The organism is Neobacillus sp. SM06 (assembly GCF_050496765.1).
Taxonomy (GTDB): Bacteria; Bacillota; Bacilli; order Bacillales; family Cytobacillaceae; genus JAEVLT01.
Genome location: NZ_JBNWEO010000011.1, coordinates 60,593 through 80,384 on the forward strand (window position 1 = coordinate 60,593; position 19,792 = coordinate 80,384).

At 43.0% G+C, this 19,792-nt stretch carries 16 protein-coding genes; 5 read left to right on the forward strand and 11 right to left on the reverse strand.

Annotation, left to right across the window (positions count from 1 at the left end):
- Positions 1-168: 168 nt before the first annotated feature.
- A complete protein-coding gene (locus ACQYAD_RS03560) occupies positions 169-1,509 on the forward strand; it encodes an amino acid permease (RefSeq protein ID WP_430235632.1) in 1,341 nt (446 codons plus the stop codon).
- Positions 1,510-1,572: 63 nt separating this feature from the next.
- Here ACQYAD_RS03560 and ACQYAD_RS03565 read toward each other — a convergent pair whose 3' ends face one another.
- From ACQYAD_RS03565 to ACQYAD_RS03575, 3 genes are all read right to left on the reverse strand, one after another.
- Positions 1,573-2,358 carry a TerC family protein gene (locus tag ACQYAD_RS03565; RefSeq protein ID WP_430235635.1) on the reverse strand — a complete coding sequence of 262 codons (786 nt, stop codon included), beginning with the start codon at positions 2,356-2,358 and terminating at the stop codon, positions 1,573-1,575.
- Positions 2,359-2,714: 356 nt separating this feature from the next.
- A complete protein-coding gene (dcuS, locus tag ACQYAD_RS03570; RefSeq protein WP_430235638.1) occupies positions 2,715-4,340 on the reverse strand; it encodes a DcuS/MalK family sensor histidine kinase in 1,626 nt (541 codons plus the stop codon).
- Between the two features lie 58 nt (positions 4,341-4,398).
- A complete protein-coding gene (locus ACQYAD_RS03575) occupies positions 4,399-5,070 on the reverse strand; it encodes a response regulator (protein ID WP_430235640.1) in 672 nt (223 codons plus the stop codon).
- A 193-nt stretch (positions 5,071-5,263) separates the two neighbouring features.
- On the opposite strand from ACQYAD_RS03575, the gene ACQYAD_RS03580 reads away from it, so the two are divergent.
- Positions 5,264-6,541, forward strand: a complete 1,278-nt coding sequence (locus ACQYAD_RS03580; RefSeq protein ID WP_430235643.1) for a dicarboxylate/amino acid:cation symporter — start codon at positions 5,264-5,266, stop codon at positions 6,539-6,541.
- Between the two features lie 241 nt (positions 6,542-6,782).
- On the opposite strand, the gene phnE (ACQYAD_RS03585) is transcribed toward ACQYAD_RS03580, so the two are convergent.
- The 4 genes from phnE (ACQYAD_RS03585) to ACQYAD_RS03600 form a co-directional block, all read right to left on the reverse strand.
- Positions 6,783-7,586 carry a phosphonate ABC transporter, permease protein PhnE gene (gene phnE, locus ACQYAD_RS03585; RefSeq protein WP_430235646.1) on the reverse strand — a complete coding sequence of 268 codons (804 nt, stop codon included), beginning with the start codon at positions 7,584-7,586 and terminating at the stop codon, positions 6,783-6,785.
- Entirely contained in the window at positions 7,583-8,374 is a 792-nt protein-coding gene (gene phnE, locus ACQYAD_RS03590; RefSeq protein WP_430235649.1) for a phosphonate ABC transporter, permease protein PhnE, read from the reverse strand. The genes phnE (ACQYAD_RS03585) and phnE (ACQYAD_RS03590) overlap by 4 nt, the downstream gene beginning before the upstream one ends.
- Positions 8,374-9,144: a phosphonate ABC transporter ATP-binding protein gene (gene phnC / locus ACQYAD_RS03595; RefSeq protein ID WP_430235651.1), complete on the reverse strand. Its 771-nt coding sequence runs from the start codon at positions 9,142-9,144 to the stop codon at positions 8,374-8,376. The genes phnE (ACQYAD_RS03590) and phnC overlap by 1 nt, the downstream gene beginning before the upstream one ends.
- Before the next feature lie 107 nt (positions 9,145-9,251).
- Positions 9,252-10,202, reverse strand: a complete 951-nt coding sequence (locus ACQYAD_RS03600; protein WP_430235654.1) for a phosphate/phosphite/phosphonate ABC transporter substrate-binding protein — start codon at positions 10,200-10,202, stop codon at positions 9,252-9,254.
- A 172-nt stretch (positions 10,203-10,374) separates the two neighbouring features.
- Between ACQYAD_RS03600 and ACQYAD_RS03605 the strand changes: the two genes are divergently transcribed.
- Both ACQYAD_RS03605 and ACQYAD_RS03610 read left to right on the forward strand, forming a co-directional pair.
- A complete protein-coding gene (locus ACQYAD_RS03605) occupies positions 10,375-11,946 on the forward strand; it encodes a bifunctional metallophosphatase/5'-nucleotidase (protein ID WP_430235656.1) in 1,572 nt (523 codons plus the stop codon).
- Between the two features lie 198 nt (positions 11,947-12,144).
- Positions 12,145-14,331 (forward strand): hypothetical protein, encoded by a 2,187-nt coding sequence (locus ACQYAD_RS03610; protein ID WP_430236095.1) that lies wholly within the window; start codon positions 12,145-12,147, stop codon positions 14,329-14,331.
- A 1,049-nt stretch (positions 14,332-15,380) separates the two neighbouring features.
- Here the strand turns inward: ACQYAD_RS03610 and ACQYAD_RS03615 are convergent.
- From ACQYAD_RS03615 to ACQYAD_RS03625, 3 genes are all read right to left on the reverse strand, one after another.
- A complete protein-coding gene (locus ACQYAD_RS03615; RefSeq protein WP_430235659.1) occupies positions 15,381-15,911 on the reverse strand; it encodes a chromate transporter in 531 nt (176 codons plus the stop codon).
- Positions 15,908-16,480 (reverse strand): chromate transporter, encoded by a 573-nt coding sequence (locus ACQYAD_RS03620; RefSeq protein WP_430235661.1) that lies wholly within the window; start codon positions 16,478-16,480, stop codon positions 15,908-15,910. The genes ACQYAD_RS03615 and ACQYAD_RS03620 overlap by 4 nt, the downstream gene beginning before the upstream one ends.
- A gap of 125 nt (positions 16,481-16,605) precedes the next feature.
- Positions 16,606-18,216, reverse strand: a complete 1,611-nt coding sequence (locus ACQYAD_RS03625) for a gamma-glutamyltransferase family protein (RefSeq protein ID WP_430235664.1) — start codon at positions 18,214-18,216, stop codon at positions 16,606-16,608.
- A gap of 252 nt (positions 18,217-18,468) precedes the next feature.
- Here ACQYAD_RS03625 and ACQYAD_RS03630 point away from each other — a divergent pair, with 252 nt between their 5' ends.
- Positions 18,469-18,918, forward strand: a complete 450-nt coding sequence (locus ACQYAD_RS03630; RefSeq protein WP_430235666.1) for an Lrp/AsnC family transcriptional regulator — start codon at positions 18,469-18,471, stop codon at positions 18,916-18,918.
- Between the two features lie 149 nt (positions 18,919-19,067).
- Here the strand turns inward: ACQYAD_RS03630 and ACQYAD_RS03635 are convergent, their stop codons facing one another.
- Positions 19,068-19,787 (reverse strand): pseudouridine synthase, encoded by a 720-nt coding sequence (locus tag ACQYAD_RS03635; RefSeq protein ID WP_430235669.1) that lies wholly within the window; start codon positions 19,785-19,787, stop codon positions 19,068-19,070.
- Between the last annotated feature and the right edge of the window lie 5 nt (positions 19,788-19,792).

A 19,792-nucleotide genomic window follows, 5' to 3' on the forward strand; every position in this document is an offset into this window, starting at 1 on the left:
TTGTAAAATTAGAAGATTATTTGTATATTTAACAGCTTCCTTTTGATTGTCCCTTTTTGTACATTGACATCCTATTAAAAAATGATATAGTAAGATAGTTGCTTTAACACATAAAAGCGTTTAAGTAAAAAAGGTTCTTATTAGAAACTCAAGAAAGGTTTTGACATCATGGAGAAAAATCCTCAAGAGTTAAAGCGAGGCTTGTTGCCAAGACATGTCCAATTTATTGCATTGGCCGGAATGATTGGAACCGGAATTTTCAAAGGGAGTGCCGATACGCTACATCTTGCCGGGCCAAGCGTAGTGTTTGCCTATTTAATTGGCGGGCTGCTGCTGTTTATTGTCATGACCGCTTTAGGTGAAATGGCGATTGCCTTTCCCGGTTTAAATGTCCAGCATTTAATTAAAAAAGCCTTTGGCTACAGGGCTTCCTTCATTGTCGGCTGGCTTTACTGGGTGAATTGGGTGCTAGTCACCGTTGTTGAACTGCTGGCTGCTGGAAGTTTTCTGAAATTTTGGTTTCCGCCTGCACCGTTATGGCTGTTAAGTTTCATTTGTGCCGTTTTTATTATTGGAATCAATTTGTTTCAAGTAAAATATTACGGTGAACTTGAATTTTGGTTCGCCGGGGTCAAAATTATTGCCTTAATTGCCTTTATTGTTTTAGGTTTTCTTCTTGTCATTGGGGTGATTCCAAGCCCCATTGAGAACCCGCTCTTCAATTACACAGGCTATGGCGGTTTTTTCCCAAATGGACTAAAGGGAACGTTTAGCGCCTTTTTGATTGTCATGTTTTCATATGGCGGTGCAGAGCTGATTGGCGTAGCCGTTACGGAAACAAAGGATTCAGAACGAGTATTGCCGCAAGTCATTAAAAGTACGATAAGCCGGGTGATTCTTTTTTATATTTTTCCGATTTTAATTATTGTTGGTCTTGTTCCTTGGAATCAAGTTTCAGGAGTCGACAGCCCCTTCGTGCAAGTTTTTAGTTTGGCAGGCTTGCCCGGCGCGGCTCATGTGATGAATTTTGTATTGCTCACAGCCGTTCTCTCAGCGGCCAACTCTGGAATATATGCCACATCGCGTACACTTTTTTCGATGGCCCAGAGCGGCGAAGCACCAAAAAGGTTTTTGCAAACATCGAAGAAAGGAATTCCACTGCAAGGGATTTTCATCACCGCGACGGCCATTTTATTCGGCATCTTTTTAGCTTATTTAACGCCAGACCGTGTCATTGGCTATTTAATGTCGATCCCAGGATTTACCGTCATGCTGATATGGATCAGCATCTGCTTTGCCCAATTAAAATTGCGCCCGCAGTATGAACGCCAGCCGCAATTTCGGTTAAAGGGTTTCCCCTATACAACACTATTGGCGATTGCCGCACTGTTGACCATTTTTGTTTCATTTCTTTTCAACAGCCAAAACAGCGTCGGCTCTATTGTCTCGATCACTACGGTTCTGGTCATTACCGTCCTCTCCTTTATAGGTAAAAAGCTTAGTATGTAAAAAGCCAGCGAACTCGCTGGCTTTTTTTAATCGTAAATCCAGACTGTTTAGTTGCGAATCCTGCTACGAAACGGCCTTTTCTTTTTCTCCAGATTCCGGCTTTTCCTTGGATAAAAACCAACCGATCACAGCAATTGCCACTAAGACAACATAGAAGATTGCCTTCCACTGCGGTGAATGAGCAAAATCTTCATTAAGTATTGCTAAAGCAGGGTGTGAAAGCGTATAGACGGCTAACTTCACCCCGACCCAGCCAACGATTAGATAGGCGGCAACTTCAAGCCCCGGCTTTTTTTCCAAAAGCTGAACAAATAGATCTGCCGCAAAACGCATCAACACAAGCCCGATAAATCCGCCGGCAAAGATGACTAAAAATTTGCCCCCATCCAAACCGCCGATAGTTGGAAGCGGCGTTTCCGGCAGGACAACAGCCATCGCTACTGCCGCTAAAATCGAATCAACCGCAAATGCGATATCAGCAATTTCAACTTTTAAAACAGTCATCCAAAAACCGCTCTTCTTGCCTTCTTGAGTTTTCTCCTCTTCTTCCCCAACATTCCGCTTCACTACTTTCCGGAAAATATGATTTACCGCTAAGAATAACAAATAAATCGCCCCAATTGCTTGAACTTGCCATACATCTACAAGGAATGAAATGGCAAACAGCGAAGCAAAGCGAATGACGAAGGCACCAGCTAATCCATAAAACAACGCTTTTCTGCGCTTTTCTTCCGGAAGATGTTTCACCATTATTGCCAGAACAAGTGCATTATCTGCTGCTAAAAGTCCTTCCAAAGCAATCAAAACCAGCAACACCCAGCCATACTCAAGTACTAAAGAAACGTCCATCAACATCCTCCTCAAGGATCAAATTTTTCTAAACTATTTCCTTGTGTCAAAAGAAAAAGGCCTTTACCGTTTGCGGTAAAGGCCCAGGAAATACAAAAGACCTTTACCGTTACAGTAAAGGTCTTGCTAACAACGTCCAAGTTGCCAATAAAGCCGGAGAAAAATTTCTCGTAATGACGACTTTATTGTATAGCTACTCCCCTTTAAAAAGGAAATATTTTATTACTTACAATATAATCGTTGACGAATAGGTTTGTCAAGAACAAATTCAGGCTGGCCTTCTCCTTATAAATCGGGGTTTTCCTGAATAATATGTAACGATCCCACTAGTTTACAAAGAAAACCATATTTGATTCTTAAATGGCGGAAGATTCGTCCCTGCCTAGATAGGGTATCGACACAATAAAGGTTGTTCCTTTGCCTTTTTGTGAATGAACCTCGATTTCTCCTTTTATTTTTTCCAGGCTTTGCATGACTAAAAACAAACCATAGCCGCGATTTTCACCCTTGGTAGAAAAGCCTTTTAAAAAAACGTGCCGCCTAAGCACCTCTTCGATCCCCTTGCCGGAATCGTGAACCTCAACATTTAAGAGATTTTCAAAGTAATCAAACCGAACGGAAACGTTCTTAGTTGGAGTGTCTGCTACCGCTTCCAGGGCATTATCGATTAAGTTCCCGAGAATCGTGATCACCTCGTGAACCGTCTCCTGATCGGCGGGTTCGGGCAAAATACCGTCACCGCTGATGGACAATTCCACTCCCGATTCTCTGGCAAAGCTTAGCTTTCCTAGTAAAAAGCCGGCCAAAATCGGATCCTTGAACCGGCTGGCGACAAAGCCAACCTCTGTCTGCTGATGATTGAGTATTTTTGCGATATAGGCTGAGAGCATTTGCTGATCGCCAATGTCGATTAACCCGGCGATGGCATGGAGCTTGTTCATAAATTCATGCGTCTGGGCCCTTAACGCTTCCGCATACAGCTTCGTCCCCGCCAACTGATCAGCAAGGAGCTTGATTTCTGTTTTATCGCGAAACGTCAGGATGGCTCCGACAGTCTTGCCATTTACGACTACTGGTACTTTATTGGCTAAAATCGTGACCCCATTTAGATCGAGTTCCACATCTACTTCCGGAATTCCCGAACGAAGCACAGCCGAGATTTTGGCGTTTGGCAAGTATTCATCCAACCGATTCCCAATTGGCGGTTCGTGTAACCCGCCTTTTTGAAAAAGCCGGATGCCTTCCTGGTTCACAAGTGTGATGAAGCCGTCTGCATCAACCGCGACCATTCCTTCCCTAACTGACTCCAGCATCGCACTTCGTTCTTCCAGCACTTTTGCAATTTCGTTCGGCTCAAGCCCCAGCAAAATCCCTTTTATTTTTCTTGCCAAAACTAATGCACCAATGATTCCAACCAACAAGCCAAATCCAACCGCTAAGTAAATAATTTTTCGACTCTCAGCAATGGCTTGATTGACTTTTTTCAACGAAATGCCAACCGCAACCGCTCCGATCTGCTTGCCGCTATTATCAAAAACAGGAGTAAATGAACGGAGTGACAACCCCAATGTTCCCTTTGCAACCGAGACGGATTCTATTCCGTGCAAAACTGGGCCTTCATCACCGCCAACAAAGCGTTTTCCAACTTTGTCTGGCACGGGATGGGTTTTGCGGATTCCCTTCATATCCATCACAACAACAAACTCCACATTTGTTTTCCGCTTGATCTCATTGGCGAATGCTTGAAGCTCTTCCTGTTTTCCCTGCTCAGTGAGTGCTTCCTTTACAAGACTTGTGCTGGCAACCATTCTGGCAACATCGGTGGCTTTTTCGGCAAGATTCCCCTCTACATCCTTTGAGGTTTGCCCAGTTATTAGGAGGTCGGTTACCAGCAGCGATAAAACGACTACTGAACATACAAGCAGGATAATCCTTGTCTGCAATGTGAATCTTCTTTTTCCCAAAATTCGCTTCCTTTGCACTCCTGAGATCCCCCTTTAAAAAATTAAAACCGGCATTGCGGCAGTTAGTTGGTGCACCTTACATTCCGTACCGATTAACCGGACGTCCGACTCCTCCGTATTGGACATGAATTTTTACCTTTCCCTCTTTTTCTAAATAATCCAAATATCTCCTCGCAGTCACTCTGGCGATCCCGATATTTTCCGCTACTTCTTCAGCTGAAACCGGACTGCTGGCATTTGAAATAAACTCTAGTATTTTTGTTAAGGTCGGCATTGTCAGCCCTTTTGGTAATAGCTCTTCTTCTTTTTCTTCCATATTGTTCATAAACAATAATTGATCAAGTTCAGGCTGGGAAAAGGATTTCTTTTCCTTGAGTTTAAGGCGAAAAAATCGATAGTTTTCAAGCGATTTTTTAATCCTTTCAAATGTAAAGGGTTTCATAATATAGTCGACTGCGCCCTGCTGGAGCACACGATGAACAGTCTCAATATCCTGAGCAGCGGTGATCGCAATAACATCGACGAGGAAACCTTCCGCCCGAACTTCTCGCAGCATTTCAAGCCCGCCCATATAAGGCATATACATATCGATTATCGCGAGATCAGGTTGAGTCTGCCGAATAAGCTGGAGTCCTTCATGGCCGTTTGCAGCAATTCCAATAATCTTAAATCCGTCAATCCGTTCAATAAATTGCCTATGAACCTCGCGAACCATGGGATCGTCTTCAACTAAAATCACTGAAATCATCCCAGTTTCCCCCCTTTTTGTTCCGTAACAGGATTCCTATTTTATTAGAAGTATAACACTTATCGAAAGTCAATTTAAAAGGATTCAATAACAAAAAGAACTTTATGACCAATATGATCAAAACCTTATTATTTTCTGAATTTTCTATTACGATATATCCATGAAAGCGTTAACAAACAAAGGGGTGTTGTAAATGAAACTAAATTTTAAAAATCTTACCGTTCAAGTGTTGATGGGAATTGTCGTCGGTATTGCGATTGGCTTTCTTTTTCCAAAGTTCGGCGCTGAATTAAAAGTCTTGGCCGATATCTTTATTAAGCTGATCAAATTGTTGATTGCACCAATTGTCTTCTTCACCATTGTCATTGGAATTGGGAACATGGGGGATGTAAAAAAAGTCGGCCGAATCGGCGGAAAAGCTTTGCTGTATTTTGAAATTATTTCAACGTTTGCTTTAGCAATCGGGCTTGTGGTCGTAAACATTATCAAACCGGGCTCAGGCTTCAATACCCAAGCTGCAAAAGGCGGGGATGTTTCGCAATTTACTGAGCAGGCAAAAGAAACGAGCCACGGCTTTATTGACTTTATTGTTGGCATCATTCCGGACAATTTTGTCGGCTCATTAGCGAAAGGCGATTTGCTGCCAATTTTGTTTGTAGCCGTATTATTTGGAATTGCCACGGCTTCATTAGGCGACAAAGGCAAGCCGGTTATTAAAATATTTGAGCAATTCACTGACGTATTCTTCAAAATTGTCAACATCATCATGAAGTTTTCACCATATGCGGCATCCGGCGCAATGGCTTATACGATTGGGAAATTTGGAATTGGCTCACTTTTCTCCCTTGGAAAATTAATGGGCAGCGTCTATTTGACCATGTTTATTTTCATCGTTGGAATCCTTGGAATTGTCGGCAAACTCTATGGTTTCAATGTTTTAAAATTTATTGCATACATTAAAGAGGAAATCTTGCTTGTGCTTGGGACGTCTTCTTCGGAATCGGCTCTGCCAAGAATGATGGAAAGGCTCGAAAAATTTGGCTGTTCCAAATCGGTTGTTGGTCTTGTTGTTCCCACTGGCTATTCGTTCAACTTGGATGGAACGGCGATTTACCTTTCAATGGCCGCGATCTTTATCGCCCAAGCCTATAATGTCGATCTGACCATCTGGCATCAAATTACGCTGCTTGGCATTTTGATGCTAACATCAAAAGGAGCTGCAGGCGTAACAGGTTCTGGCTTTATTACGCTGGCGGCCACACTTTCAGCGTTCCCAACCATTCCTGTAGAAGGTATTGCCCTTCTGCTTGGCGTTGACCGCTTTATGTCCGAAGCTCGTGCGATCACCAACTTAATCGGAAACGGCGTTGCTACCGTTGTTGTTTCCAAAATGGAAAATGAGTTCCATCCTTCCGTAACGGAGATGGACACACGATTGTCAACCATCCCTGTTAACGCAGAAAAAATATAAAACCTGGATTTTTAAAACCCGCTAATCCAAATGGATCGAGCGGGTTTTTTGTGAAAACAAGTCATTTTTCTTTGATCGGCTTCTCCTAGACCTCATTCCGCCGATTTCTACCTTTTTTCCGCCATTTTTATACGAAATTTCGCCTTCCATTTGAGGAATTCCGTGTAAATTTCTTGTACTTCTTGAAATTCCGCCTTCCAAATCAAGTGCACAATCAAAGCCCGGCATGGACAGACTTCGGTTAAATAATTCTTTTCCGCAAATAGCCTGAGATCAGATCGATAATTGTGACCATAACGATGATTCCCAAGAGTATAATCCCGACGCGGTTCCAGTCCCGTGAAGTCAAGGCAAAAATGAGCGGGGTTCCAATTCCGCCCGCACCGATGACACCGAGAATCGCAGCAGAACGCACATTGATTTCAAATCGATAAAGCGTGTATGAAAGAAATCCGGGAATTACCTGCGGAATGATTGCAAACCAGAGGATTTGAAAACGATTTGCTCCGGTAGCCATTAATGCTTCCGTAGGACCTAAATCCATATTTTCAATTTCCTCGGAAAACAGTTTACCCAGCATCCCGATCGAATGCAGGCCCAATGCTAGTACACCGGCAAACGAGCCAGGACCGACTGCTTTAATAAACATAATCGCCATCACCAGCTCGGGGAATGTACGGATAAAACTGAGTACAAACTTACCGGAGCCAGACACTGTTCGTCCTTTACTCCTATTGTTTGCCGCCCAAAAAGCAAACGGAATACATAAAAATGCAGAAATAAATGTACCGAGCACAGCGATCGCCAACGTGTCAAGCAGGCCATGCAGCAAATCTTCCCCGCCTGGCTCAGAGACATAGCCCCAATCCGGGTGAAAGATTCCGCCAAAAATAGCTTTGGAAATTTGGCCGGCTGTTTGTTTTACCTCAGGAACCCCCATACCAGCAAATGCCCAAACATATATGAGAATTAAGATCAGATAAATACTCCAGAGTTTAAGCCGACTTCTTTTTGGCTTTTCGATTCTTTTCGCTGCTTCCATCATAATAACTTCTCCCGTAATTTCGTACTGATGTAGTCGATTATTAACACGACAACTAATGTATAGACGATAATCGAACTGGCTTTATCGTATTCAAGAAATCCAAGGGTTTTATTATAAAAGAGACCAATGCCACCAGCCCCGACCAATCCGAGTACGGCAGCGGCGCGGACATTAATTTCAAATGTGTAAAGGACATAGGAGATGAAATAAGCCAATACTTGGGGAATGACGCCAAAAACAATCAGCTGAATCTTGTTGGCTCCCACGGAAACCATTGCCTCAAGCGGGCCGGGATCAATTGATTCCATCGCCTCATACGTTAATTTCGCAATTAATCCAATCGAAAAAACAGTTAACGCCAAAATACCTGGCAATGCCCCCAAACCAAAAATTGCCACAAAGATCGAGGCCAATAAGAGATCGGGAATAGTTCGAATTAAGTTTAAAATAAACCTCGCCGGATAAAAGAGCCAAAAACTTTGAAAAACATTGCTTGCCGAAAAAAGAGCAACAGGAATTGAAAGGATTGCTCCAACAGTCGTGCCAATAACAGCCATGCGGATCGTTTCCAACATTGCCCCGGTAATATTATCAAAATAAGCCCAATTCGGGGGAATCATTTGAGTCAATAAGTCCATTACATTGGGAAGCCCTATAGCCAACTCAGTTAATGAAGATCCCGTTTGCAGTGAGCTTCCCCAAAGAAGCAAGATAACAACCAAAATAGTTACATAGGTTTTAATTTTCGTTGGAGGTTTAGGCATAACTTTTGTTTGATTTTGATTCATCAGGCGTTCTCTCCCAATAATTCATCCTTCTTAATTGGCCGTCCGTAAATTTCTGCAAACGTTTCGTCGGAAGCCGCTTCTACTGGTCCGTCAAAAACCACTTCCCCGGCGCGCATACCAATAATTCTTGTCGCATATTCTCGTGCCAAATCCACATGGTGCAGGTTGACGATCATCGTGATCCCTAATTCCTTATTGATTCGTTTTAAGTCATCCATTACTTGCTTTGTTGTCAGCGGGTCAAGCGATGCGACAGGTTCATCCGCTAAAATAATTTTAGCCTGCTGCGTCAATGCCCGTGCAATCGAAACCCGCTGCTGCTGACCCCCCGAGAGTTGATCGGCTCGCGTATACGCTTTTTCCAAAATATTGACCCGGTCTAACGCATCAAATGCAAGATTTTCATCGTCTTTTGGAAAAAGCCCAAAAATGGTCCGCCATGTGGAATGATAACCAACCCTTCCTGACAAAACATTACGCAGGACGGTTGAACGTTTGACCAAGTTGAAGCTCTGGAAAATCATCCCGATATCGCGGCGGATTTTTCGAAGGGAAGAGCCTTTTGCTCTTGTAATCGAGCTACCATCAATTAAAATCTCGCCTTCTGAAATTTCATTTAATCTATTGATAGAGCGCAGCAATGTTGACTTACCTGCACCGGACAAACCAACAATCACAACAAACTCTCCTTGTTCAATTTTCAGGTTAATATTTTTCAAACCTTTGACTCCATTTGGATAAGTCTTGGAGACATGTTTAAATTCGATCACTTCTATACCAACTTTCTGGATTTGATCTATAATGGGACACCAATAAGCAAAAAAAGCCTAGCCAGTAAATGAAACATTACTGGCTGGCACCTTGTTTTGCTGTGTTGCTACTCCGTTTTTACTTTCTTCGCATAATCGCGGACAATATCAAACACTTTATCGTTTGATGGCGTATATCCTTCGTGAGAATAAATATCTTTGATAATTTTATGTCCTTCTTTATCTTTGCCGATTGCAACAAAGGCGTCTTGAATTTTCTTTACCCAATCCTTGTTCATATCAGAACGTACGGAAATGGTGTCGTTTGGAATTTTTTCCGTAAATTTAATCACTTTTGTATCATCAAAAACTTTCGGATAATCTTTTTTAACAATATTCCGTGCATCCTGGAAAACAACAGCAGCGTCTACATCGCCATTTAATACCGAAATTACCGCTTGGTCATGCCCTTTAACGGTGACACCTTGTACATCTTTCGTTGGGTCAATGCCAGCATCCATTAACGAAGCAGCCGGCCATACATATCCAGCTGAAGAAGTTACATCTTGGAAGGCAATCTTCTTCCCTTTTAAATCTTTGATGTCATTAATTTTCGAATCTTTTTTCACAATAAACATTGATTTATAGAAATCAACAAGATCTGTCGTAGGTTGTCCTGTTTGATCATCTACTCCATAACGCTGCGCTTGGAGCAGTACATTTGCTGCGCCTTTATCATGTGCCATAACATAAGCAGTTGGCGGCAAGAAGCCGATATCCACTTTCTTAGAAGCCATTGCTTCAATAATCGTATTGTAGTCGGTAGATACACTTACCTTAACAGGAATACCCAGTTTGTCGCTTAATAATTTTTCTAATGGTTTCGCTTTTGCTTCCAATGTACCTGCATTTTGCGATGGAACAAACTGAACCGTAAGAGTCTTTGGAACATATCCATCCCCGCCATTACTTTTCGTTCCCGCATTGTTTGTGTCTTTGTTCGTTCCGCAAGCGCTAAGAACTCCAACAGCCAATGCAAGAGACATCCCGATTGCAGCCAATTTCTTAAGCTTGAACATTTGCTACCTCCGTTTTAAATAATTTTTTCCTTACCTGTAAAGTGTAGCATAATTCTGAAATACTTTCGTAAAGATTTTGTAAAATTTGTTCATAATTTAGCATTTCTTGTCTTTTTAATTTTTATCCATTTATAATACAATTTATAAGAAAAAGTGAGGATGTGGGTTAAATATGGACTGCGAGTTGATTATTCTTGAAACTAGCGATATTCACGGCACGATTTTTCCAATAAATTATGGAACAAATCAGGAAATCAATGCTGGTTTTGCAAAAATCGCTACAATTATTAGCCAGGAAAAGCAAAAACATGATCATACATTGCTAATCGATAACGGGGACGTCATTCAAGGTACACCCCTGACCTATCATTATGCGAAGTTCCTTTATGATAAAAAGAACCCAATTATCCGCATCATGAATGAGTTACATTATGATGCGGCGATTATCGGAAATCATGAATTCAATTATGGACTGGAGCTATTGAACCGATCCGTTGACGCGTCAAATTTCCCATGGCTTTCAGCAAATAGTCTAAATCAACATCGTGCTGAACCCTACTTCAGCAAACCTTACTTGATCAAGGAATTCGAAAATGGTTTGCGTATCGCTGTATTGGGTGTGACCACTCATTACATACCCAATTGGGAGAATCCAAATCATATTAAGGCATTAGAATTTGCAGACGCCTTTGAAACAACGAAAAAATGGGTAGATTATTTGCAGAAAAATGAACAATACGACCTGCTTGTTGTTTCATACCATGGCGGCTTTGAACGCGATCTTGTCACAGGGGAGCCGACAGAATCGCTGACTGGTGAAAATCAAGGTTACCGGATTTGCCAGGAAATCGATGGCATTGACGTTTTATTAACAGGCCATCAGCATAGACGGCTCACCGGTGAATTGCATGGAAAAACAATCCTGCAGCCTGGATTTAACGGCCAGGCGCTTGGCAAGGTAACCATTCCGTTTTCTTTTCAAAATGGAAACTGGCAGGTTGAACAAAAGACTTCTGAGATCATCGAAGTTACGGATTCAATTGCAACGGACAATAACCTGCTGAAACTCGCAGCCGATTTTGAAAACCAAACCCAAGAATGGCTTGACCAGCCAATCGGCGAAATTGTCGGCGATATGACGATTTCAGATCCATTTGAGGTTCGATTAAAGGATCATCCGCTCATTGAATTTATTAATCAAGTGCAAATGGATGCGGCTGGAGTTGCGATATCGAACACTGCTTTGTTCCATAATGAATCCCCCGGTTTCTCCAGCAACGTAACGATGCGGGACATTGTTTCGAATTACATTTATCCAAATACCCTGAAAGTCATCCGGATTTCCGGACAGGATATAAAAGACGCATTGGAAAAATGTGCTACCTACTTTGTTCTAGACGAGAACAAAAAGCCGCAAGTGAACCCATCATTTGTTGAACCAAAGCCCCAGCACTACAATTACGATATGTGGGAGGGCATCGAATACGAATTAAATATCGCCAAGCCGGTCGGCTACCGTGTCGTGAAGTTGAACTTTAAGAGTCAACCTATGGATCTTTCAGGCCAGTATGAGGTTGTGATGAACAACTATCGTGCTGGCGGCGGCGGAGATTATGAAATGTTCAAGGATAAACCTGTCATAAAAGAAATTCAGACAGACATGACCGAGCTTCTGGCCGATTATTTTCTAAAAAGAAAAACCGTTTACGCAACCTGCAATGAAAATTGGAAAGTTACCTACTAAACGTTTAGCGTCCTCAAATCGTCTTTGATTTGGGGACTTTTTATTAAAATTATTATACGAATGTAAAAATTGTAAATTTTTATAAAATGTATGGTCAAATCCTCCATTTTATTGGTAGTTTTAAAGTGTCAATTGACGAAAAAGATTGTGGGGGTGTGAGAATTGAGGTTTACAAAACTAGTAAAACTGTTTTTAGCCATCCTGCTTGTCATCCCTGTTCCAACAGTGATGACTTTCGGAAACAAGGTAAACGCTGAAACAGCAGCGGATCCTGCTCCAACCATTACACACAAAGGAACGACACTAAAAGGAAAAATTCTTTTTGACAATACCCATGGGGAGACAGCAGGAGCTGCGGATTGGGTTATCGATGGCGCTTTCTCAGACTTTGCCAATGCGATCGCCGGGCAAGGTTATGAAGTGAAAGAATTACGGCAAACGACTCCGATCACTCTCGATAGCTTAAAAAATTACGATGTTTTTGTTTTAGGAGAAGCCAATATTCCATTTAAAGCTTCTGAGCAGCAAGCGATGCTTGATTACGTTAAAGGCGGTGGAAGCATCTTCTTTATCGGTGATCATTACAATTCCGACCGCAACCTAAATCGCTGGGATTCTGGGGAAATTTTTAACGGATACCGCCGAGGCGCATGGGATAATCCAGCTAAAGGCATGAGCACTGAGGAAGCAAATTCACAGGCGATGCAGGGTGTCATCAGCTCGGATTGGCTCGGTGAAAACTTTGGCGTCCGTTTCCGAAGCAATGCTTTAGGGGACATTCCTTCAGGGGAAACAGTCGTCGCTCCGGAACAATCATTTGGGATAACTCAAGGCGTTACAACCGTTGAAATGCATGCAGGTTCCACACTTGCGATTCTTGATCCAACGAAAGCCAAGGGCTTAATTTATTTACCGGAAAATCCGCCAAAATGGGGGCCTGCCGTCGATCAAGGCGTCTATAACAACGGTGGTATTGCAGAAGGCGCATTTGCAGCAATCGCCAAAGTTGACAAAGGAAAGGCAGCCTTTTTAGGCGATTCCTCACCCGTTGAAGATTCAACTCCAAAATACCTTCGTGAAGATAATGGCAAAGCAAAAACAACATATGACGGATTTTCAACGGAAGGGCAGGATCGTGTTTATTTGATTAATACGATCAACTGGCTTGCGAAACAGGAAGATTACACCAGTCTTGACCAAATCAATGGTTTGCAGCTGAGCGAGAAAACAGTGCTGCACGATTTTGAAATCCCGCAACATACAACAGAACCACAGCCTGAACCATGGGCGGCTCCGAGCGGCGGGTATAAATGGTATGATCCAACTACCTTTGCTGCCGGGTCATATGGTTCAAATAAAACGGTTCAAGCACAGCCAATCTATACTTTCCAACATCAAGCAACACTTCCAAATCAACAGGAATTCCAGATCCGTTTAAATGGTAGTGATTTAGCAGCCGGTCAGACCGTTTCGAATTTACAGGTTGGCATTTATGCCCCGGGCGGCAAACAATTGGCCACTTTTCAGAACAGCAGCGGATGGGCAACAACTGCCGGCTATAGCGAAAAATTTGCGATTACTGCCGATGCAACTGGTCAAGCCCATCAAGACCTTACATTAAAATTAGACCCTTCTTACAGTGGATCGGCCAATCTTCGGTTAAAAATAAACGGTTCAACCCGTACAACGGTTGCGGTTACCATTGGCAACGTGCCTGCTGAACCGCTGCCAGGCTATGAAACTCCAGTACCGGCTGCGGTTTCCATTGACAAGGCTCGACAAGCTGCCGATGGTACGAATGTTACCGAAGAAGGGGTCATTACGACAACGCCCGGTTCCTGGGGCGGGGGCGGCTTTTACCTTCAGGATGATTCGGGTGGAATCTCATTTGAATTTGATGCCGTAAACGGCACGACAACCACAAGAGTGCGAGTTGATAGCCGAACTGGCGTCACATACGACCAATTCACATCCCAATATAAAGAAAATAATGTCCTTAACATTACTGGCATTGCATCAATTTTTAAAGGGATCTATCAATTGAAACCACGGATGGCAGCAGATTTTGCCGATACCCCTCAACAGAAAGATCCTGTCAATGTCCAATTGTTAGGGATCAATGACCTGCATGGAAAAATGGATCCGCATTATTCGGTTGATATTGATGGCGATGGAAAGACTGATGGCACATACGGCGGGGCTGAGTACCTTGCCACCTATATCCGGCAAAAGCAAGCAGCCAAGCCAGGCCGCACTCTGTTTGTGGGTGCGGGTGATTTCACCATAAAAGCGAAGAGACTGATGGGAACTCAGCTAAAGCATGCAGCAACGCACTCCCGGATACCGCAACAAAGATATTTAATTACTTATTTGCTAGGCTTCTAATGATTGCATTTTTATCAAACAAAAAAGAACCATTTAATAGATTCACCTATGCAGTCTTTGGGGCTGCAACCAATAAAAATAAAGCCCGGTGAAAGAGCGTAATCACGTCCTTCACCGGGTTTTTCTTTTAAACTTGTTAATTAAATTGAAAACATTCACAAAACAGGGAGTTTTTTAGCAGTTTTTGAGGAAGATCTCGCCCTTTTGACTCTTGAAACTTTTTCTCATTGACCGTTCGATGCCTTTTTTGCCTTTCACGGGTCTTGAAGCACTCTCTCATCGACCCTTCGATGCCTTTTTTGCCTCTCACGGGCGTTGACTCTCCCTCTCATTGACCGTTCGATGCCTTTTTTGCCTTTCACGGGTCTTGAAGCACTCTCTCATCGACCCTTCGAAGCCTTTTTTGCCTCTCACGGGTCTTGAAGCACTCTCTCATCGACCCTTCGATGCCTTTTTTGCCTCTCACGGGCGTTGACTCTCCCTCTCATCGACCGTTCGATGCCTTTTTTGCCTTTCACGGGTCTTGAAGCACTCTCTCATCGACCCTTCGATGCCTTTTTTGCCTCTCACGGGTCTTGAAGCACTCTCTCATCGACCCTTCGATGCCTTTTTTGCCTCTCACGGGCGTTGACTCTCCCTCTCATCGATCGTTCGATGCCTTTTTTGGCTTTCACGGGTCTTGAAGCACTCTCTCATCGACCCTTCGAAGCCTTTTTTGCCTCTCACGGGTCTTGAAGCACTCTCTCATCGACCCTTCGATGCCTTTTTTGGCTTTCAAAGGCGTTGACTCTCCCTCTCATCGACCGTTCGATGCCTTTTTTGGCTTTCAAGGGCGTTGAAGCACTCTATCATTGACCGTTCGATGCCTTTTTTGCCTCTCACGGGTCTTGAAGCACTCTCTCATCGACCCTTCGATGCCTTTTTTGCCTCTCACGGGCGTTGACTCTCCCTCTCATTGACCGTTCGATGCTATTTTTTGACTTTCATAGTCGTTGAAGAATGGATTTCTTACACGATTTTCGGCAAAGTAAAACCTTATTATAAAATCATTACGCTAAAACGATCCCCCCATATACAAGTGAAGCTACGATTACATATGCGGGGTGTACTTTCCATTTTTCCATCAATAGAAAACTGGCCAGCATTAGGAATATCGTTTGCCATGACCCAATTCCTTTAAAGGATTCTGCAAAAAATGAATAGGCCATGATTCCGAGTAAAACGGCAATGGTAGGTCGAATGTAGAGCGTCATCCGCTTGACCTTTGGCGAATCTTTGAATTTATACAATAAGCCAAGCAGTCCTAACATCAGAATCAACGAAGGTGCAACCGAGGCAAACTCGGCGACCAGCACACCTGGTATCCCCGCCTGTTGGTAACCGACATACCCCGCCAATTTCGTAGCGATTGGCCCAGGGAGTGCATTGGCTAACGCAAGGACTTCACTAAATTCACTAACAGTCATCCACCCATAATGTTGAACGACTTCATTTTCAACAAGCGGAATCGATGCTGGTCCCCCTCCGTAACCAACTAAACCAGGTATAAGGAAAGCCAAAAATAATTTCCAGTAAATCACGCCGATATACTCCCTTCCTTCTCTTTTTTCTTAGATCTATCTCCTTTTTGCAAAAGAGCGATAGCGATCAATATTGCTATGAGAATACCGGGGTTTATATTTAAAAACTGTAATAATAGTAAACTGACAGCAGAAAAAATGATCGTTTTAATCCAGCCCAATCCTTTTTTAGCATTCACTAGGAATTCCCACGTTAACACAGCAAGCATTACACCTACAACAGGCACCACCGCTTTCGTCATTCCCGAAACCCACTGCAAATGCTTAAATGTTGTAATGGATTTTAAAAGCACAATCATGAGCAGAATCGTCGGGATAATGGTAGAAAGAATGGCGTTTACCATGCCAAAAATACCGCCAACCCGATAACCAATATACCCTCCAAGTTTCGTAGCAATCGGCCCAGGAAGGGTATTTGCCAATGCTAATACATCGGAAAACTCATCATCATCCATCCATTTATAATGATCGACCACTTCCTTGTGAACAAGTGGAATGGATGAGGGGCCGCCCCCGTATCCAAGCATACCAACTTTAAAAAAAGCATAGAAAAGATGTAATTGTTTCATCAGAACTCCTTTCGGTGAAAGTGCCAGGTAACCTGTTAACAATCAAACAGCGACCATACCTTTCACAAAAATGATTTACCTCGCACGCTTGTTGCTCAGAACTGCTTACCCTTTTCGAAATTCGATTACCATGCTGCAATCGCCCCATCCGTCCGATGCTCTGTCCCTCCGGAAAGAACACCCGTTTGCGGATCTCGCCAAATAATTTGACCGCGTCCGAAACTTCCAGAATCTAAGGCAACCTGAATTTCATGTCCCCTTCTCGCAAGTTCTTGGGCAATATGCTGGGGAAAATGATGTTCAACCAGCACTTTCTTCCCCTCAATCCATTGCCATCTAGCAGCATCCAATGCCGCCTGTGGATTCAGGTGAAAGTCAATCGTGTTCATCACCACTTGGACATGCCCTTGGGGCTGCATATAGCCGCCCATCACGCCAAACGGTCCAATCGCCTCCCCATCTTTTGTTAAAAAGCCCGGAATGATCGTGTGGTATGTTCTTTTTCCAGGTTTCAGGGCATTTTCACTCGTTGGATCCATTGAGAAATCATATCCGCGATTTTGCAGGGCAATCCCTGTTCCAGGAACAACAATCCCTGACCCAAATCCCATGTAGTTGCTTTGAATATAAGACACCATGTTTCCTTCATCATCAGCTGTTGCCAAATACACTGTACCTCCGCTTGGCGGAGTTCCAGGCTCTGGATGAATGGCTTCCTCGCTGATTAGATTGCGCCGTGCTGCAGCAAAATTGTCAGATAACAGCGCATTGACAGTAATGGACATGTCGGATGGATCTGTAATGTATTTTTTTCCATCTGCAAACGCCAGTTTCATTGCTTCAATCTGTTTATGATAGGTATTTGCTGACTCTTTTTCAGTAAATTGAAAACCCCTCAATGTATTTAATGCCAACAAGGCTACTAACCCTTGGCCATTTGGCGGAATCTCCCACACATCATACCCGCGATAATTTACCGATATCGGCTGTACCCATTCAGGCATGTATTCAGCCAAATCCTCAGCAGATAGAAAGCCATTATACTTTTTCGAAAATTCAGCAATAGCTGAAGCTAATTCTCCGCGATAAAAGCTTTCTGCATTTGATTCCGCAATCAATCTTAATGTCTTGGCATGACCTGGCGAACTCCACATCTCACCAATTTTTGGTGCACGGCCATTTGGAGCGAATGTATCAAACCAACCCTGAAATTCTTCTCCGGTAAAAGTTTTTTTAAAAATGGTATACGCCAAATTCCAATACTTCCCCAATATCGGCGTTAATGGAAAACCATTTTCCGCATAATCAATCGCTGGTTTTAATACTTCAGTCAGTGGAAGCTTACCAAAGCGTTTGGATAATGCCGCCCATGCTGAGGGAACTCCCGGAACGGTTACCGGGATAAGGCCATGCTTTGGCAGTTCGTTAAGTCCTCTTGCTTTGACCGCATCAATTGACATGCTTTTCGGCGACGGACCGCTTGCATTTAATCCATATAAACTTTTATTCATCCAGACAAGCGCAAACGCATCTCCGCCAATTCCATTGGATGTCGGCTCAACAACTGTTAAGCATGCAGCTGTTGCAATCGCTGCATCAACTGCATTTCCACCCTTTTTTAAAATATCCAGTCCCGCATTTGCCGCAAGCGGCTGGGACGTGGCTACCATTCCTTTTTTTGCAAAAACAGCCATGCGCTGTGATGCATAGGGATAATTCAAATAATTTACTGTCATACAACGCCCACCCTCTCAAACCTTCCTTCAAAAAGTTCATTAAATTTACTAAATGATTTCAAATGTAAACCGAAATTTAAAAAATAATTAACAAATGATTTTATCCTTTTTATGAGTATAAACCAATTAAATGAAAAATTCCATAACTTTTAATAATTCTGAAATTTATTTTTTCGGAGAATAAAGACATTGATCTTTTAAGAATTCATACGTTATGATGGTGTTACAAAAACGATGAAATGGGGATTGTGAATGAAACTGGATGAAATAGATAAGAAGATTTTAGAATTACTAAGCGAGCATGGGCGAATGTCCTATGTCGATATAGGGAAAGAATTGAATTTATCGAGGGTTGCGATACGAGAGAGAGTGAATCAGCTTTGGGATAATGGAGTAATCGAAAAGTTTTCTGTGGTAATCAACTCTGAACGAGTTGGAAAAAATGTATCTGCTTTTTTTGAGGTGGATTGCGAGCCGGCTTCCCTTGTCAGAGTGGCGGAAACACTGGCAAACAATCCGGTTGTCGCCAGCTGTTATCAAATGACTGGGCCAAGCACCCTTCATATGCATGTACTCGTCGAAGACTTTGCCAGACTTGAACAATTCATAAACGAAGAACTATACAGCTTGAATGGAATTACGAGAGTAGAAAGTCATATTTTGCTGCGCCGGTTTAAGAGCCGGACAGGGTTAAAGCTGTGACACGGTCCTCCTCTCCTTTTTTCTGCATTTTAAACTTCTTTTCAAAAATGAGCTGAACGATCCTCAAAGAAACAATATTATTTCTCAGCTTTCATTGAAAAAAGCAACCCATCCTGCGCTGTGGTCGGTTGCTTTTTAAAGGTGCTGGACTATTTTACTTCATAATCCTTCAAAATTTGAATTTCTTCTTCCGTCAGTTCCCGGTACTCTCCGAGTTCTAATGTTTCATCTAATTCAAGCGGCCCCATTGTAATCCGCTTCAAGTAAACGACCTTTTTGCCGACCGCTTCAAACATTCGTTTTACCTGATGAAACTTTCCTTCAGTGATCGTTAGTTCGATATCCGATCGAATGCCGGATTTTAAAATCACTAGCTCGCCCGGCTTTGTACTATAGCCGTCATCAAGGGTAACGCCTTCTTGAAAAGCACGAACATCTTCTTCGGTCACCTCACCATCAATCACTGCAAAGTACGTTTTGGGCACATGCTTTTTCGGTGAAAGCAGGCGGTGGGCAAGCTTTCCATCATTCGTTATCAACAGCAGTCCTTCAGTATCTTTATCCAATCTTCCAACAGGAAACGGCTCATACACCTGGTCTTCAATCTCCAGCAAATCAATCACCGTCTCACTCCGGTTGTCTTCTGTCGCTGACAGCACTCCTGGCGGCTTATTCATCATCAAATAGATGAACTCCTTGTATTCGATTACTTCGCCATGAAGGGTGACGCTGTCTTTGTTCGGATCGACGTGTTCCTTCGCATCCTTTACAACGGCACCGTTGATTTTCACTTGGCCGCTTTTCAAAAGTTGTTTCACTTCTTTTCTGCTTCCATAGCCAAGATTGGCCAGAAGTTTATCCACTCGCACCTTTA

Excerpts from the sequence above, each read along its gene's own strand:
- ACQYAD_RS03600 (WP_430235654.1), bottom strand. The coding sequence starts at position 10,202 with ATGTTCAAGCTTAAGAAATTGGCTGCAATCGGGATGTCTCTTGCATTG.
- ACQYAD_RS03605 (WP_430235656.1), top strand. The coding sequence starts at position 10,375 with ATGGACTGCGAGTTGATTATTCTTGAAACTAGCGATATTCACGGCACG.
- phnE (WP_430235649.1), bottom strand. The coding sequence starts at position 8,374 with ATGAATCAAAATCAAACAAAAGTTATGCCTAAACCTCCAACGAAAATT.
- ACQYAD_RS03565 (WP_430235635.1), bottom strand. The coding sequence starts at position 2,358 with ATGGACGTTTCTTTAGTACTTGAGTATGGCTGGGTGTTGCTGGTTTTG.
- phnE (WP_430235646.1), bottom strand. The coding sequence starts at position 7,586 with ATGATGGAAGCAGCGAAAAGAATCGAAAAGCCAAAAAGAAGTCGGCTT.
- ACQYAD_RS03630 (WP_430235666.1), top strand. The coding sequence starts at position 18,469 with ATGAAACTGGATGAAATAGATAAGAAGATTTTAGAATTACTAAGCGAG.
- ACQYAD_RS03560 (WP_430235632.1), top strand. The coding sequence starts at position 169 with ATGGAGAAAAATCCTCAAGAGTTAAAGCGAGGCTTGTTGCCAAGACAT.
- ACQYAD_RS03575 (WP_430235640.1), bottom strand. The coding sequence starts at position 5,070 with ATGATTTCAGTGATTTTAGTTGAAGACGATCCCATGGTTCGCGAGGTT.
- ACQYAD_RS03625 (WP_430235664.1), bottom strand. The coding sequence starts at position 18,216 with ATGACAGTAAATTATTTGAATTATCCCTATGCATCACAGCGCATGGCT.
- ACQYAD_RS03580 (WP_430235643.1), top strand. The coding sequence starts at position 5,264 with ATGAAACTAAATTTTAAAAATCTTACCGTTCAAGTGTTGATGGGAATT.
- ACQYAD_RS03620 (WP_430235661.1), bottom strand. The coding sequence starts at position 16,480 with ATGAAACAATTACATCTTTTCTATGCTTTTTTTAAAGTTGGTATGCTT.